Annotated in this window: 15 protein-coding genes and 1 tRNA gene; 15 read left to right on the top strand and 1 reads right to left on the bottom strand. The window is 45.4% G+C overall.

The features are described from left to right. Positions 1-12 precede the first annotated feature (12 nt). From UCI88_RS09000 to UCI88_RS08975, 6 genes are all read left to right on the top strand, one after another. Entirely contained in the window at positions 13-1,452 is a 1,440-nt protein-coding gene (locus UCI88_RS09000) for a sugar porter family MFS transporter (RefSeq protein WP_276535356.1), read from the top strand. Continuing rightward, positions 1,452-2,069 carry a DUF4867 family protein gene (locus tag UCI88_RS08995; protein WP_256179906.1) on the top strand — a complete coding sequence of 206 codons (618 nt, stop codon included), beginning with the start codon at positions 1,452-1,454 and terminating at the stop codon, positions 2,067-2,069. Before UCI88_RS09000 ends, UCI88_RS08995 begins: the two co-directional genes overlap by 1 nt. 121 nt (positions 2,070-2,190) lie before the next feature. Then, positions 2,191-3,210, top strand: a complete 1,020-nt coding sequence (locus UCI88_RS08990; RefSeq protein ID WP_256179905.1) for a LacI family DNA-binding transcriptional regulator — start codon at positions 2,191-2,193, stop codon at positions 3,208-3,210. A 672-nt stretch (positions 3,211-3,882) separates the two neighbouring features. Continuing rightward, positions 3,883-3,959: transfer RNA gene (locus tag UCI88_RS08985), tRNA-Pro, on the top strand. Between the two features lie 371 nt (positions 3,960-4,330). Then, positions 4,331-5,494 (top strand): acyl-CoA dehydrogenase family protein, encoded by a 1,164-nt coding sequence (locus tag UCI88_RS08980; protein ID WP_225068932.1) that lies wholly within the window; start codon positions 4,331-4,333, stop codon positions 5,492-5,494. 268 nt (positions 5,495-5,762) lie between these two features. Then, positions 5,763-7,283: a pyruvate kinase gene (locus UCI88_RS08975; protein ID WP_330024180.1), complete on the top strand. Its 1,521-nt coding sequence runs from the start codon at positions 5,763-5,765 to the stop codon at positions 7,281-7,283. A gap of 208 nt (positions 7,284-7,491) precedes the next feature. Here UCI88_RS08975 and UCI88_RS08970 read toward each other — a convergent pair whose 3' ends face one another. Further along, on the bottom strand, positions 7,492-8,370 hold the full coding sequence (locus UCI88_RS08970; protein WP_256179903.1) for a LysR family transcriptional regulator: 879 nt from the start codon (positions 8,368-8,370) through the stop codon (positions 7,492-7,494). A gap of 114 nt (positions 8,371-8,484) precedes the next feature. Here UCI88_RS08970 and UCI88_RS08965 point away from each other — a divergent pair, with 114 nt between their 5' ends. The 9 genes from UCI88_RS08965 (at position 8,485) to UCI88_RS08925 (ending at position 17,281) form a co-directional block, all read left to right on the top strand. Then, complete coding sequence (locus UCI88_RS08965; RefSeq protein WP_256179902.1) at positions 8,485-9,312, top strand: sugar phosphate isomerase/epimerase family protein; 828 nt, start codon at positions 8,485-8,487, stop codon at positions 9,310-9,312. Between the two features lie 397 nt (positions 9,313-9,709). Beyond that, positions 9,710-10,837 (top strand): Ldh family oxidoreductase, encoded by a 1,128-nt coding sequence (locus UCI88_RS08960; RefSeq protein ID WP_330024179.1) that lies wholly within the window; start codon positions 9,710-9,712, stop codon positions 10,835-10,837. A gap of 45 nt (positions 10,838-10,882) precedes the next feature. Continuing rightward, positions 10,883-12,094 carry a lactonase family protein gene (locus tag UCI88_RS08955; RefSeq protein ID WP_256179899.1) on the top strand — a complete coding sequence of 404 codons (1,212 nt, stop codon included), beginning with the start codon at positions 10,883-10,885 and terminating at the stop codon, positions 12,092-12,094. After that, entirely contained in the window at positions 12,084-13,361 is a 1,278-nt protein-coding gene (locus tag UCI88_RS08950) for an SLC13 family permease (protein ID WP_256179898.1), read from the top strand. Before UCI88_RS08955 ends, UCI88_RS08950 begins: the two co-directional genes overlap by 11 nt. A 71-nt stretch (positions 13,362-13,432) precedes the next feature. Then, entirely contained in the window at positions 13,433-14,086 is a 654-nt protein-coding gene (locus UCI88_RS08945; RefSeq protein ID WP_256179897.1) for an aspartate/glutamate racemase family protein, read from the top strand. A gap of 42 nt (positions 14,087-14,128) precedes the next feature. After that, positions 14,129-15,358: a 3-oxo-tetronate kinase gene (gene otnK / locus UCI88_RS08940; protein WP_256179896.1), complete on the top strand. Its 1,230-nt coding sequence runs from the start codon at positions 14,129-14,131 to the stop codon at positions 15,356-15,358. Next, a complete protein-coding gene (locus UCI88_RS08935) occupies positions 15,359-15,961 on the top strand; it encodes a class II aldolase/adducin family protein (RefSeq protein WP_256179895.1) in 603 nt (200 codons plus the stop codon). A gap of 257 nt (positions 15,962-16,218) precedes the next feature. Further along, positions 16,219-16,683, top strand: a complete 465-nt coding sequence (tnpA, locus tag UCI88_RS08930) for an IS200/IS605 family transposase (protein WP_256179894.1) — start codon at positions 16,219-16,221, stop codon at positions 16,681-16,683. Between the two features lie 286 nt (positions 16,684-16,969). After that, on the top strand, positions 16,970-17,281 hold the full coding sequence (locus UCI88_RS08925; protein WP_256179893.1) for an enoyl-CoA hydratase/isomerase family protein: 312 nt from the start codon (positions 16,970-16,972) through the stop codon (positions 17,279-17,281). The last annotated feature ends 23 nt before the right edge of the window (positions 17,282-17,304 follow it).

Here is a 17,304-nt window from a genome sequence, read left to right as displayed (position 1 = left end):
AGAGATGTGACCATGATGAATCAAGAAGCAGCCATGATTTGTGACGACAAGGCATTAGCAAAGTCTCACGCTTCACGAGTACGAAAGTTCATTTATTTTACGGCTGGTATGGCCGGTTTGTTGTTCGGCCTCGACCAAGGGGTTATCGCCGGTGCCCTGCCTTTTATTACGGCTGAATGGGGGCTCAACAGCGCCGCTCAGGAACGGGTCGTCAGCTGTATGATGGTAGGCGCTGCCATTGGTGCCTTATGTGCCGCTTTTATGACGGCTCGTATCGGCAGAAAGCGCAGTCTCCTTACCGGTGCCGCCCTGTTTATCGTAGGTTCTGTCGGTTCCGGCTTGGCCGTTAACGTCGACATGCTCATCGGTTTTCGTTTGATTTTGGGCCTGTCCGTCGGGATTGCTTCGTATACGGCGCCGCTCTATTTAGCGGAAATGGCCGATAAAGACTCACGAGGTCAGGTTATTTCAGGCTATCAGTTTATGGTTACCGTCGGGATTCTGTCGGCCTTCCTGTCCAATACCTATTTCAGTTACAGTGGTTCCTGGCGGATGATGCTGACGGTCATTGCCATTCCGGCTGTCGTCTTGATTCTAACCGTATTCGTACTGCCCGAAAGCCCGCGCTGGTTGGCTGCCAAGGGGCGTTTTTCGGAAGCCGAAAAGGTTTTGCAGACCCTCCATGCCGATGTTTCCCTAGCAAAATCGGAATTAAATGATATTAAAGATACGCTGAAAGTAAAACAAGCCGGCTGGTCCTTGTTGAAATCGAATAAAAACGTACGTCGTGCCGTATTCCTCGGCGTCCTGTTACAGGCCATGCAGCAGTTTACCGGTTTTAATGTCATCATGTATTATTCGCCGAAAATCCTCAGCCTTGGCGGCTTTTCCAGTACGGAAGATCAGATGATCGGCACGGTCATCAACGGGATTGTCTTCGTCCTGGCAACCCTCATTGCTGTCTATACCGTCGATAAGTCCGGACGTAAGCCGGCGTTAAAAGTCGGTTTTGCCGTCATGGCAGCCGCCATGGTTGTCATGGGGCTTTGCATGGCCGTCATTGAAGGCGGGAATCCCGCTCCTTGGGTTTGCTACCTTTCGGCTATTATGACCATGATCTTCATCGCCGGTTTTGCCATGAGTGCCGGTCCGATCGTTTGGGTTCTTTGCTCGGAAATTCAGCCTTTGAAGATGCGTGAATTCGGCGTTGCCTGCTCGACCATGACCAACTGGATCACCTGTGCTGTCGTCGGTGCTACCTTCCTCAGCCTCATCGATGCCCTCGGTTCTTCCATGACTTTCTGGATGTACGCCGGTTTGAATGCCGTATTCATCGCCCTGACCTTTGCCTTTGTTCCGGAAACGAAGAATGTTTCTCTGGAACAGATTGAGAAGAATTTGATGTCCGGCATGAAGTTGAAAAATATTGGGGTTCACGGAGGTAATCAGTAATGAAACAAGTAACGGATAAAGAATTTGCCGTCTACGGACGGGTCCTCGATGTTGATGTCAAAGAATTTGTGGACGTAATGAAAGAAGTTCCCGTTGTGTCGGAAGGGACGATGTATGAACCCTCTGTCGGGGCATTTGAAGAACTGCCTTTGGCGAAAACCCTGGAAGAGGAATCCTTCGGCTTCCTTCCCATTGAATTTGGCCATTGCAGCGGCTATAATAATAAGCTCAATGCCTTAGAATATCATCGGTCTTCGGAAATTGACATCGCTGCGACAGACCTCATCTTATTAGTCGGCCGACAGCAGGATATCGATTTATCCTCTTATACCTACGATACGGCACGGGTCGAAGCTTTCTTCGTTCCGGCCGGAACGGCAGTCGAACTCTATGCGACGACCCTTCACTTTGCACCGTGCAGTGTCGACGGAAAAGAATTTCGCTGCGGCGTCGTCCTTCCGAAAGGAACCAACGAGGCTTTGCCGGAAACGGTTGACAACAGCGGCGAAAATGCCTTGCTCTTCGCCATCAATAAGTGGCTCATCGCTCATGAAGAGAGCGGGCTGCAAAAGGATGAGGCCTGGATCGGTTTAGTGGGAGAGAATATACAGATTTAAAAGATGAGGAACTATTTATAAAGTGCGAACTTTATCGATAGTTCCTTTTATCATGCCGCGATGTTTGGTACAATAGAGAAGATCAGTTAACCTTGAATATGGGGATAAGTGAGGGAGAAGAATGGTAACGATTAAAAAAATTGCCGAACTTTGCGGTGTTTCACGAGGGACCGTAGACCGGGTCCTCAATGGCCGGGGCCGCGTCAAGCCGGAAACGGCCGAAGCCGTCATGAATATGGTAAAGCAATTAGGATATAAACCGAATCCGGCCGGCAAGGCCTTGGCTGCCAGACGGCACCGTCCTATTGTCGGCGTCATTTTGAATTCAGAAGGCAATGCTTTCTTCGATGAGATCATCCGCGGCATCGAGACGGCAGAAAGCCGCTATCAGATTTACGGCATCCAATTGACGATGCGCTTGATGAAAGGCTATGACGTAGAGGCCCAGCTGAAGCTTATTGCTGAGCTGGAAGCCATCCCTGTCAGCGGTCTCATCATCAGTCCAATCAATGATAAACGAATTTCTGATGCCGTCAATGCTTTAGTCGATAAAGGCGTCTTCGTCGTCACCGTCAATAATGACGTACAAGGCTGCCGCCGCCAGTGTTACGTCGGCAGTGACTATGCTAATGGAGGTGAAACGGCCTGTGCCCTGCTGCAGCTCCTGAGAGGCCAGACGGCTAAAATCGGAGTCGTTACCGGTTCTCGTCAGGCCTGGGGCCATGAACTTCGCCTCGAGGGCTTCCGGCGGCGTATGGAGTCTGTGCCGGGCTTTTCCGTCCTCTCGACAGCCGTTAACAAGGACGATGAAATCATCTCTTATGAAGAGACGAAGAAGATGCTCGAAGAAAATCCGGACATCGATTCCTTGTTCATCGTTGCCGGCGGTGTGTATGGTGCCTGCCGGGCCGTCGTCAGCCTAAAAAAAGAAAAAGACCTGACCATCGTCGCCTTCGACAGTACGCCGACGACGGTTGACATGATGAAGCAGGGCGTCTTAAAGACAATCATCTATCAGCACCCGTACCAACAAGGCTACCGGGCTATGGATTTGGCTTTCCAGTACCTGGTCAATGACCAAAAACCGGAACGGGAGCGCTATATCCTGAAGAACGAAATCAAGCTCCTGGAAAACTTATAAGGTAAGCGTAATATATGAAAAGGCTCTTTCCTATCGTGACCGTGTATACTGTCAGGATAGGGAAGGGCCTTTTGAATGGGGAAGATTTTTAGTTCGAGCTGTAATATAAGTTATGGCCGCAACAATGGCATATAGTGGCTTCTGGTCGACTAAGTTCACCACAGTAAGGACATATATGATACCCTTTTCTAAGCTTTACGGTATCATTCGCGCTGATGCATAAGCTGTGAATGAAGGATATTAGCCAAAAAAGAACGGCGTATATATACCATTTGAAATAATTTCTTCCTTTTGAATAGGCGATGTTAGCTGGAATAAATGCCAATAGTCCTGGTAGCCAATACCAATCCCCGGATGCCATTGATATGTTTTGGGATAATGAGATAGACACAACTATGATGCTGACAAAAGCAAGGAGATTGTTTCTAATATAATGCGTTTTTACTAAAGTATTCAAAATTACCACCTCTTGTTTTAATTATACATATAGTATACAACTAATCGTTACACATATCCATTCTGAGTATCATAAATGGAAGTGAATCGCTTATTTTTTAGTGATAGAGGCATAAGATAAATCGGTTACTCTTCTATGGCGACAAAGCCTTATGACATGTTCAGTAAATTTGAACTTGACAAGCGATTTTGAATCGGTTAAAATTAAAAGGTCGACGGGACGTGGCGCAGCTTGGTAGCGCGCTTCCTTGGGGTGGAAGAGGTCGCGAGTTCAAATCTCGCCGTTCCGACCAAGACATGACCATTCTTTGAATCATGTAATTATGATTCAAAGAATGGTTCTTTTTTTATAGTAAAACCTTGCGGAACTCGATTATGAATAATTTTCCGTAAGGGGAGATATGGATTTCTTTTGAAGACGGGTACATGGTCCGTCTTTTTTTGTGTGCGTTTTTAGAGAACTGGGGAATTTTGCGAAGAACAAGGTGACTTAGGCAATGTCGGTTTTTGACAATCCATTCTTAAAATAGAATTAGAAAATGCTTTTATCTTATTTAAAACTTTCTTTATATGCGATATATTGATATAATATAAATACGAATAGTATAGTTACCGCCGTCGTATTGTTTTTTTGTTGTTCATTGTTAGAGGAGGTTTTTTTATCATGGGTTATATTCTCAATAAGGATCAGCAGGATCTCGTCGCCTTGGCAAGGGACTTTGCGGAAAAGAAAGTAGCTCCCTTTGTGCATGAATTGGATGAAGCCAAAGAACCGGGCCAAAAACTTTTGGATATTTACCAGGAAGCCGTTGATATCGGCTTTTGCGGCTTAGAGATTCCTGAAGAATACGGCGGCATGGGACAGGATTATTACACGGTTGCTGCTGTTTATGAAGAACTGTCTAAAGTCGACGCCGGCGTGGCTACGGCTATTGCAGCTTCGGGTCTCGGTCTCAAACCGGTTCTCCAGCACGGTAACGACGCTCAAAAGAAATTGTATGCCGAATATTTGACCGGTGAAAAAGGCAGCGGTTTCTGCGCATTCTGCCTGACTGAAGCCAACGCAGGTTCCGATGCGGCTGCCGGTACGACGGTTGCTGTCAAAGAAGGCGATGAATACGTCATCAACGGTACGAAATGCTTCATCACCAATGGCGGCGTCGCTTCCGTTTACACCGTATTTGCCATTACCGATAAATCGAAGGGCGTAAAAGGCATTTCGGCCTTCATTGTAGAACGTGACCGTCCGGGCGTTTCTGTCGGTAAAGAAGAAGACAAGATGGGTATCCGCCTGTCGAATACGACGGAAGTCATTTTCCAGGACGTCCGCATTCCGGCCGACCACCTCATCGGTGAAGAAGGCAAAGGCTTCGTCTATGCTATGCAGACCTTGGACCTCGCTCGTCCCATGGTAGCGTCCCTGGCTGTCGGTATTGCGCAAAGAGCTATTAATGAAGCTGTCAAATATGCGAAAGAACGCGTTACCTTTGGCAAACCGATCATCAAACATGAAGTTATTTCCTTTAAACTGGCTGATATGGACATGAAGACGGAAGTTGCACGGTCGGCTATCATCAACTTCCTCAACACGTATTATGCAGAACCGAAACGGAGCTATACTCGTGAAGCGGCTATCGCTAAATGCTTCGCCGGTGACATTTCTGTAGAAGTTGCTTTAGAAGCTGTTCAGATTCTCGGCGGCTTCGGTTACAGCCGTGAATATCCGGTTGAAAAATTGGTTCGTGATGCTAAGATCATGCAGATTTATGAAGGCACTAATGAAGTTCAGCGCATGGTCATCGCCGGTTTCGTAGCGGCTCAAAAATAAGATGCTTTTATAAGAAAAGACTGTTGTACTTGGCCCCGGCTCTCATTTGTGCCGGGGCCATCGTTAAAAATACCGGTGTACGACAGTCTTTTTGTGTTCGAAACGGTGTTTTTGAGGCGCTGTAAGACAGTGTGTTTTTAGGGGAAGCACTGAATTTGTGAAGGGGTGTAAAATCGATGTAAAGCAAGGCTGACGGCGTTGAGAAAGTTTGTTTACAGGAATATAATAGTTTATATGAATAAAAATCATGAAAATGGGGTGAATTGAAGTGGAACAAGACATATATCCATCAGCGAAAGAACTTTATGGCGTTCTTTGCAGGTTACGGAAGGATGTCCTGTCGCGGGGCGATTCTTTATATCGGCAGTGGAAACCATTGATTCAGCGGAGACACTTTACCTATAGTGCCTGGAATTTGGCCTTTTATCTGGCTCTTCGCTGTCATGATTTGCGAAAGATACAGCGCTCGCTCCTTCCCTTTGGTCTGTCGTCTCTCGGACGCGGCGAAGCCAGGGCTATTACCAATCTCGATGCCGTCATGGCTTCCTTGGGGCGTATCTGTCAGGAACCGGAACAGAATCTCGTTCCCTATCCGCAGCAGCGGCGATTTTTCTATGGCGACGGCCTCTTAGCGTACAATACGGGCCGGATTTTTGGGACGGCCAAGACGGGGACGCGCATCATGGTTACCCTGCCCACAGAAGCGGCAGAAGACAACGGAATCCTCATCCGCGACTTAGTGGCAGCCGGCATGGATTGTGCTCGTATCAATTGCGCTCACGACTCTCAGGAGCTTTGGGGGACGATGATTTCCTATATCCGGAGGGCCGAACAGGAAACGGGAAATCATTGTAAGGTTTACATGGATCTGGCCGGACCGAAAGTTTGCATCGAATCAGTTCTGCTGCGCTATGGGGAAGCGAGGGTCATGCCCGGTGAGCAAATCTTTTTGGTATCGGGACCGATTTCCGTCTATCCTGACGACTATAAGGGAAATATCGTCATTTCGTGCAGCATCCCCGAAGCCTTTGAACACATGGAAGCCGGACAACCGGTTCTCATTGATGACGGGAAAATTCGAGCTATCGTTGAAAAAATGACGCCGGAAGGGGCCTATTTGACCATTACCTATACCAAGCCCTTAGGCGGAAAGATAAAGAATGAAAAGAGCCTGAATTTCCCCCAGACGCCGATGAACTTGTCGCCCCTTACGGAAAAAGACAAAGAAGATTTGGACTTTGTCGTACAGTATGCCGATGCCATCGGCTACTCCTTCGTTAAATCGGCGGCTGACGTGTCCCTCCTGCAAGGGGAACTTCAAAAGCGCTGCGGCAAGGCTTACCGCCAAATTGCCCTGGTAGCCAAAATCGAAAACCAAGAGGCCGTCGACAACCTGCCTGAAATCATCGTCCAGGCCGCATCTAAGCAGCCCCTCGGCATCATGATTGCCCGTGGTGACCTGGCCGTTGAAGTCGGCTATCGGCGCCTGGCAGAACTTCAGGAAGAAATCATGTGGATCTGCGAAGCTGCCCACGTGCCGGTCATTTGGGCGACCCAAGTCCTTGAAAACCTGGTCAAAAAAGGCCTCCCGTCGCGAGCTGAAATTACCGACGCCGCCATGGGTGAACGAGCCGAGTGCGTCATGCTCAATAAAGGGCCGTACATCGTAGAAGCCGTCACAGCCTTGACTAACATCCTATTGCGGATGGAACAGCATCAACATAAGAAAACATCCCAGCTCCGGGCCCTGCACATCGCCCAACATATGTTTGAGAACGGGAAACCATAAATAACAATAAAAATAAGAGAAGGAATGGGAAAATTCCTTCTCTTATTTTTTGCTCTAAACGGCGAGGATTTATACGGCTGTTTATTTGTTCATACAAATTTGAGAGGAGTGACAATACAGTTTTTGCATTTTACGAGTCTGATGCAGTTCTATATAATAATTTATGAGATAAAATTTATGCTTGATGCAATGATTGTCATGAAGGGGGTTATTTTAGGATGAGAGCCTTATTTTTATTGGTAAATTCGACAAATTTGGAAAGCAGGTGATTATGCGGTAAATTTTGTTTGTCATATACCATCCACGAGGCTCGCGTGAATTGAGTGCCGTCTTTAAAATGCAGCGGCATAGCAAATAGTTCGGGATCGGCTTGGTGATAATGTCGATCGGAGAAAATTCCATAGCCGAGATTATGCTGAACCATGCGCAGGCATGCGTCTCCGGAGTACACTAAAAAACGGATGTCAGGGGCGTGTCGAAAACGTTCATTCCACCACTGTTCTGTCGCTTTTACCACCGTTTGTTCTTTTGCGTATTCAATACGAGGCATATGACTGATTACGTCTAGGGTTAAAGGAATTTTGGCCAATGCATAGATTGGATCTTCTGATAGGAGTTCTTTCTGGAGTACCGTATGAATATTTCCGCGAACAAAGGCAAAGTCTAATTGTGACGATTCCACACTGTGCAGTAACTCGTGGCTTAAATCGGTATGAATATCGATTTTTATATGGGGAAATAAGGCGCAAAATCCTTCTAATAGTTGTGGGATGACAAATTGAACGTAAGACTTAGGGGCACCGATGCGGAGTAATCCCGAGTTTGTATCAGAAAACTCGGAAATAGACTGTCGTACATCCTGAAACAATTGTACCATGGAGGCGGCTTTTTTTGCGGCATATTCTCCGGCGGGTGTAAAGGATATTCCCTTATTGGACCGCAGTACGAGAACCGCTCCCAGCTCAGATTCGATTTGCTGTAACCGACGCGTTAGTGTCGGCTGCGCTAGAAAAAGTTTGTTAGCTGTTTGAGTAATATTTTTAGTTTCATGCAATACGGCTAGAATTTGCCAATCAGAATCACGCATAGAGAAACCCCTTTCAATGAAAATAAGATTAAGATGGTGTTATGCCCATTCTTTTTGTAATGGGCCTGTTTTTTTGATAGTATAAGTTTTTGTTCTGAGAGAGGAGCCTATAAGATGTTAGAACTTTCATATCCTGTACTTGCACTAGATGCTGATATCAAGATGATGGCATGGGGGGGCGATTATGATGTCATTTTTTCAAAGCTTCAGTCCTGGGGTTATAAAAAGGTGGAATTGCTTATCCGCAATTCCGATACGGTACAGGTTGATTTGTTAACAGAAAAACTCCAGGAATATAACTTGGGATTATCTCAAATAGCTACCGGTCCTATGCAGAGAATGGATCATATTTTTTTAATGAGTCCGGATTCATTAGTTCGTCAGACGGCCGTTAAACAGCTATATGGTTTAATTGAATTGGGCAGCAAATTTAAAGCGCCTGTCGTTATTGCAAAATTTCGCGGGCAAACGGAAGACATCCCCGGATGCCGTATGACTGATTTAGCCGGTGTTTTGCATCAAGCAGAAGATTTTGCGGTTTCTCTTGGTGTTGAGATGCTGATTGAGCCGCAAAGTGCTCCGGGAATTAACAACTTAAATAGCATTGAAGATTCGGTGCAATGGATAGAAGCGAATAACTTTAAACACATAAAACTTTTGATGGATACGTTCCATATGGCGCTGACAGAAGATTCGATAGTTGAGTCAATGAAAAAATATTCAAATTATTTAGGCGGCATCCATTTTGCTGATACAGAACGGCGTATTCCAGGATTGGGGACATTAGATTTTTCTGCTATTTTAGATACGCTTCACAGACTCCAATTCCATGGGCCGGCATCGATGGAAGTTAAACAGATTCCCGATTCAGAATCAGCGGCCTATTTGAGCTACCGTACAATTCGCTACTTAGAAGAATGGAATCGGGCAGTGTCTGTATAAAGTCTATGCTATGATTTGACTTCCCGTCAAGATAGAAGTTGCATTTCAATCCTTTGTGGATGAGAATGCAGGGCGTGACTCATTGTAAGTAAGGCTTTTATTTGTTATTTTACAACTCAATTTATGAAGCGGATAGGGTTGAGGAATCTTGTTTCTGGGAAAGTAGTGTGATTACGACTGCCAACAGGAATGAGATTCTTTTTTTTTGCTTTGTAAATTACCAATTGTTTTTTATACTATCCGGTTTTTGCATGGATGGGAATAGAGGAATCCAATTTTACAGAATATAAACTTATCTCGTATAATTTTTACATAGAGAAGCGATGTGAATAAGTCATCTCTACAGTTCAATCAAGTAATGATAGAGCAATAACTGATTAAAAGATGAGAAAGGTAGATGTTTTTCATGGAAGAAAAAATTTTTACACAAGCACAGTTAACTGATTTGGCAACACGACTTTTGAAAACCGGCGGGCTGACGGATGAAGCGGCGGCCTTGATTTCCGACGACTTAGTAAGCGCCGATATGCGTGGATTGTATAGTCATGGTGTATCGCGTATCCCTATGTATTTGAAACGCATTGACTGCAACTGTGTAAAACCGGTTCCTAATATTCAGATTGAAAAAGTCGGACAGGCCGTACTTAAAGTAAACGGCGATGATGGCATGGGATTCTTAGTTGCCCATAAAGCGATGGAAGAAGGGATGGCCTTGGCTGAAAAAACGGGTATTGCCATGGTCGGATGCACTCACAGTACGCATTATGGTATGGCTGCCCTTTATGTAAAACAGGCGGTAGATAATGGCTTCTGCTGCATTGTCTGCACGAATTCCAGCCCGGCCCTTCCCGTATTTGGCGGACGTACGGCGTTCTTAGGGGCAGCCCCCTTTGCAGCCGGCATGACTGGCGGATATAAAAGTCCGTCTTATATATTGGATATGGCTATGACGAAAACGGCACGCGGTAAAATTCGTGTAGCTATGATCAACAATGAACCGATTGCTGAAGGACTGGCACTCGATAGTGAAGGCAATCCGACGACTGATGCCAAGAAAGCTTTTGAAGGCGTTTGCCTTCCTTTTGGCGGAGCGAAAGGTGCCGGGTTGGCTATGCTGATGGATATGATGGCCGGGATGTATACCGGATCCCACTATGCCGGCGATGTCAGCAGCCTCTATTATCGTTTTGATGAACCTCAACATTTAGGTCATATCATGTTTATCATGAAACCGGATATGTTTATGAGTCTCGATGAGTATAAAAAGCGTATGGATGTTTATTACAGCCGGTTAAAAGAACTTCCGCGTGCTGCCGGATTTAATGAAATTTTGATGCCCGGCGAACCGGAAGACCGCAAAACTGAAGCTGCGAAAAAGAATGGCATTGCACTTAGCGGCAATATTCAGGAAAGCCTGTATTTAGAAGCCCAGAAACGAGGCGTTGATTGTACCGATATCTTGGGTAAGATGGATGTCGATATGGCACACAATGCAGGGGATGTTGTTTTCGCTAAAAAAGAATAAGTTATGTCTGTGTTCGATAGCATTAAGAAGGGGGATGATGACCTCATGACTCAGGATAAAAATAATAAAAGATGTTTCTTATATGGCGGCTTGGATAATATTTTGTTTTGGGATGAACTGGATATCCGTGATATGACGCTGACCAGAGGCGGACAAGTTGATTTGGCGGCGAATATACAATTTGCAGCTCGAAGTGCTGATGGGCGATTTTTATATGTTGTTGTCAGTGACGCCGGTTCAGGGACTACCGGTGCTGCCGGAACCATCCATGGCCTGCAGGTAATGGAAATCGGGGCGGAAGATGGCAGTCTTTCTCTGAAAGGGGAGTATTATCCGCTTCCTGAACGACCTATTCACATCAGTCTTGATCAGACTAGCCGTTACGCGGCTGTTTCCTTCAATAAGTCAGGGCAGATTCGCTTATATCGGCTGGCGGACGACGGAAGCGTTATCGGTGAGGTTGAACAGGATGCTCCTTTAAAGGCCGGTATCTTTACGCATCAAGCTGTTTTTTCTCCGGATCAGAAACACATCATTACGATATCAAGAGGGAATACGCCACAGGAAGGCAAGCCGGAGGAACGAGGCGAAGTAAGTGTATTTTCCTTTTCCTCAGAAAACGGGCGAGCTGTCTTTAAAGGGCGGAAAGAATTTCCTGTAGAATTCGGTCCGCGGCATCTGATTTTCAGTGCTGACCATAAGTGGGGGTATTTAGCCATCGAACGTGGCTCTATGATTTTTACTTATGCGCTGAAAAATGGACTTGTTGACGGTGATCCGATCTTTAGGACGGAAACCCTGCAGTCTCTTTCGAACCGTACGGCGGTACGGCAGCGAGGCGGTGTAGGCGTTCTTCATCCCAATGGAAAATATCTTTATGTATCAAACCGAGCCGATAAAACGGAGACTTACCAGGGGCAAGACCGGCTGGTGGCTGGAGAAAATAATATTGCCATTTTTAAATTGGATGAACAGATGGGAGAACCTAAATTAATGGGCCGCAGCAGCTGCCATGGTGCAGAATCACGGAATATGGTCATTGATCCGACCGGGACTGTATTTATAGCAGTCAATCAAAAATCGATGACGGTTCCTGATGGAGACGGTTGGCGTTTTGAACCGGCCTGCCTTTCAGTATTTCAGATTATGTCGGATGGAACGCTTTCCTTTGTGAGACGCTATGACTTGCATGAACAGGGGAACTGGCTGTCTTGGGCCGAACTCTATCCGCTGGGAGGTGCTCCCAATGAGTGCTAGTGTTGTATCGCTTATTGCATTGCTTTTGGCAATTGTAATCGGGGTAGTGCGCAAGACGAACATCGGAATTCTCTGTATCGGTATGGCTGTTTTGCTGGGGACTTTTTATCAGATTAAGCCAAGCCTGATTATGAAAGGTTTTTCTACATCCCTTTTTCTGACCATCGTAGGCGTAACCTATTTATTTTCGATTTTATCTCAAAATGATTCACTTACCATTTTAGCATCGAAACTCGTTCGCCTCGTCGGATCATGGAAGATGATGGGGTATATCATGATGTTTATCAGCGGAGTTTTGATTTGTGCGGCAGGTCCCGGAGCCATCCCGTCACTGGCCATCATTCCCGTGTTGGCCCTTCCTATTGCCCGCTCATCAGGTTTGAATCCGATATTACTCTGCTTAGTGGGACAGATGGGCGTTCAGGGCGGACGCATGTCTCCCATTACGCCGGAAGCGGCTGTCGTACTACAGTTGATGGAAGACCAAGGGTTGGCGGCGACTACGTATGCGACCGTGCCAATCATGTATTTTATGCTGATCTGCGAAGTTTTTATCTTTATCAGCTGCTTTATTTACTTTAAAGGATGGAAAGTCAGCGAACCTATAGCTGACGTTGAAATGGAAAGTCAATTAACGTTTAATAAAAATCAAATTGTTACGTTAATGGGCTTAGCGGCACTGCTCATCTGTGTTTTGGTATTTAAGATGAATGTAGGTCTTACGGCTTTCTTGATTGGGACGATTTTACTAGCTCTTGGCTATGGAAATGAAAAAGCTGTAATCAAAGCGATCCCTTGGAATATTATCTTGATGGTCCTGGGGGTCGGCATGTTGATGCAAGTCATGTTGATTTCTGGAGGTGTCGATTTCTTGGCTTCTATTTTAACCTCCATGATGACCGTTCAAACGGCACCTTCTATTATGGTTCTCATATCAGGTGTTATGTCCCTGTTTAGCTCCGGTCTTGGCGTCGTATTCCCGACACTGATTCCGACGACAGGTAAGATTGCTGCATCTCTTCCCGGGGTAGATCCTACAGAGCTCGTTGCCATGGTTGTTATTGGCGGAACGATAACCGGCTTCAGTCCTATTTCTACGATAGGCGCTCTGATTATGTCAGCCGTGGCTATGGAAGATGAAGCAGAAGGCATGAAGGGCAGACATAATCAAAACATACTTTTCCGAGATCTTTTTGTGGTAGCTTTTTTTGCGCTGATTATTTCAGCGGCAACAGGGGTCTTGGGACTGTACCGATTATTAGTTTAGGTTCGTATAAGAAGGCCATCCTCTTGACGATTCATTGAAAGGGGATGGCTCAATGAATAGAGAGGCAATATATGAAAATAGGATTAATTCATACGACGATGAATTCTATCGGACCCAGTAATTCCGCATTTCAAACGCTGGGAAAGGAGATTGAATGCATTAACTTTTTAAATGAAGGGGTGATGCCGGAACTTCGATCGAAGGGGGCAACGCCTCGGGTAAGACGTGAGATCTTACAGATGGCATGGAATGCAGAAGCAGCAGGCGCTCAAGGTATCATGCTCAACTGTTCGTTGATGAGTCCATATGCTGAAGAACTGCAGACATATGTCGACGTTCCCTTAATCAGCGCTGACCTGGCTATGTTGGCCTATGTAGTCAAAAAGGCTTCTCGTGTCGGAGTGATTGCGACAGTTCCTGCGGCCGGACCTACGACTAAACGCCTTTTGCTTGAGATGGCTTCGCAGCAGGAAAAGGATATTCAGGTCGAGGTTGCTGTGATTCCGGCAGCTTTTACCGCCTTGAATGACGGGGATGAAGCGAAACATAATAAACTTATCCAAGAGGCTGCCCGGAACTTTGACGGTAAGGTGGACAAGATTGTTTTTGCACAAATTTCTATGGTGCGGGCATTACAGGGCGGATTTACAACAGACACTGAAATCGTTACCAGCCCTACTATTAGTGCCAAAACTTTGATTCAAAGAATTTTATCGAAAAAATAATGATACTATATCGACTGATTGAACGAATGGGAGTGAAGAAGGATGATTCTAGGTTGTATCGCAGATGATTTTACGGGAGCCAGTGATGCAGCTTCCTTTTTGGTAAAAGGAGGGATGCGAACGTTACTGTTTAACGGAATCCCTGAAGACGATATCACAGGAACCGATACAGATGCCGTTGTAATTGCCTTGAAAACAAGGACGCAGGAAAGAGATTCTGCCGTGGTGGATTCATTAGACGCGATTGACTGGCTGGAAAAACAAGGAGCCAAGCATTTTTATGTAAAATATTGCTCTACTTTTGATTCAACGCCCAAGGGGAACATCGGACCTATTTGTGATGCTGTGATGGAAAGGTTACAGGTAGAAAATACCCTCTTATGCCCGTCGCTCCCGGTTAATGGGCGGACGGTAAAAGATGCTGTTCTTTACGTTCATGGTGTTAAACTTGAAGAAAGTCATATGCGTAATCATCCTTTGACGCCCATGAGGGACAGTAATCTTATCCGTCTTATGGGTCCGCAGAGTCGATATGAGAGTCGGCATCTTTCGTGGAAGGATATCGAACTCGCGGCGCACAGTCAGTTGAAAGGCCGGGGATATTTTATTCCCGATTATGAAACCGATGAAGATGGTGAAAAAATTATTTCGTCGTTTGGCGCGATGAAATTGTTGACCGGAGGGTCGGGTATACTTACGGCTTGGGCCGAATATTTGCTGCAACATAAAAGGTATGATCGGAAAGCTCTTCGCGGAAGTGAAGGACGAGGCGTTTTGCTGGCCGGAAGCTGTTCAAAGGCTACGCTGCAGCAAATAGCTTGGTTTCAGGAACGGGGCGGTTTGTCCTATAAACTTTATCCGGATAAGATTTTGAAGAAGGAACAGGGGCTAGACGATATTCGACAATTCCTGCGGGCTCACAAAGACCAGGATGTCCTTATTTACAGTTCAGAAACGCCGCAATATCTGGAGGAAATTCGAGGAGAAACTCTGCTGACCTATTCATTGCTCATTGAAAACATGCTAGCAGCTGCAGCCGTTATTGCTAAAGAAGAAGGGGTACGGCATATCATTGTTGCCGGAGGCGAGACTTCTGGAGCCGTTACTAAGGCGTTAGGATATCAAGCCTATTGGATTGGTCAAAGTATTGCCCCCGGAGTTCCTGTTATGGCACCATTGGAAAACCCTGAAATGAGAATTGTCTTGAAGTCCGGAAATTTTGGGCAAGAAGAATTTTTTGGTCGGGCTTTAACGATGACAGGAGAGATATGAATGGATAAGATTTTAAAACAGAAATTAGAAGATGCGTGCTGGGTAGCGCGATCTTTGTTTAAACGAAATAAAGCAACGGGATCATCGGCTAATATGAGTGTTCGCCATAACAATCAAATTTATATAACGAGTTCAGGAACCTGTTTCGGGCGGCTTAAGCCGACTGACTTTACCCAACTTGATATGGACGGAACCCTTATAGAGGGACGGAAACCCAGTAAGGAATTTCCTCTTCATCAAGCTTTTTATCAAAAAGATAAGGAAATCGGAGCTGTTTTGCATACCCATAGTTTTTATGGGACCTTGTGGTCTTGTATTCAACATGATAACGTGCAGGATATTGTGCCGCGCTATACGCCATATCTTACGATGAAGGTAGGGACCATTGGCTTAGTTCCTTATGCTGAACCGGGGAGTGAAGAGCTTTTTGCTGCTTTTCGAGCTTGTATTTCTTGCAGTGATGCCTTTCTTTTAGCTAATCATGGACCCATCGTTCCTGGAAAAGATATATTGGCCGCTTTTTATGGGCTGGAAGAATTGGAAGAGAGTGTCCGTATTGCCTGGGAACTGCGGAATCATTCAGACGCAGGTGTAATTAAATAAAAGGCAGTTATCGATGAGTTCAGATCTTTGGTTGACCGCCTTCACCATAGTATTGCCAAGGCAATAACCACGCAGTTAGAAGACTGCGTGGTTATTGTTCTTTTATATATGGGGTTTACCCTGTTGAGCAGGCCACGCCTGCGAAACAATAAACTACCCGCTATGCGGGTGTGTTCCAATAGTTATACAAAAAAATCACCTTTCCGTATAATAGAGGTGTCCAAGCCACTATTACATAAAAAGGAAAGGTGATTCATATGGCGAAGAAAGCCAATGACTTAGCACATACGAAATGGTTGTGCAAATATCATATCGTCTTCACACCTAAGTATAGACGAAAAATTATTTTCAATCAATATAGACGTGATCTGGGCGAGATACTCCGGCAATTGTGTAACTATAAAGGAGTTGAGATATTGGAAGGGCATCTCATGCCCGACCATGTGCATATGTTGGTAAGTATTCTTCCGAAATTGAGCGTTTCTACGTTCACGGGATACTTAAAAGGAAAATCAGCGTTAATGATGTTCGACAGGCACGCCAATCTCAAGTATAAATTTGGAAATCGCCATTTCTGGTCAGAAGGGTATTATGTAACTACCGTAGGGATGAACGAAAAAACGATTCGAAAATATATCCAGAACCAAGAAAAGGCAGATATTATGAAGGATAAATTAAGTGTAAAAGAATATGAGGACCCGTTCAAGTCCACGGAGAAGTGATGGGGAAATCCCTTTAGGAATCCGTGACGTGTGAAATGCACAGTGGCTTTCAGCAACAAAGGCTTATAGCCGACCGTCGAGCCACCCGTTTTACGGGTGGAGGCGACTAAATTGATACATAAAATAGATCTTTTGAAATGTGAAACCGATTCATTTTATGTATTGTTTTGCTGCCCATTTTTCATTAGACGCTGATTCCTTTAGCGTCTATACTGGCAGTGACGAAAGGTGCGGCGCCGAATTGCCTCTATCTTTTCATTAATTCCGTTAGATAAGGAGTTCTTTTATGACTACTATTACATATGAAAACAATCTCATTCTTGTTGAAAGACATGAGAATCATGTTGCCGTGGTTACCTTAAATAATCCGCCGATGAATCTTAACTCCGTTCCCTCTATGGAAGAACTGCGCGAAGACTTTCGTAAATTGGAAAAAGATACCGATGTGCGTGTTATCCTTCTCACTGGAAAGGGTAAAAAAGCTTTTAATGCCGGTTCTGATATTTCTGGGTTTAAAGATATGCAGGGGAAATTTAAAATGGGACCAAATGTTTTATCAGCAACTGGGGAGAAGATGAAGGCGAGCATAGCGTCGTAATTGCTATGACAGATCCGGAAAAG

The sequence above is a fragment of the Megasphaera massiliensis genome, assembly GCF_036305205.1.
Taxonomy (GTDB): domain Bacteria; phylum Bacillota; class Negativicutes; order Veillonellales; family Megasphaeraceae; genus Megasphaera; species Megasphaera massiliensis.
This window is presented reverse-complemented; position numbering and strand designations above follow the sequence as displayed.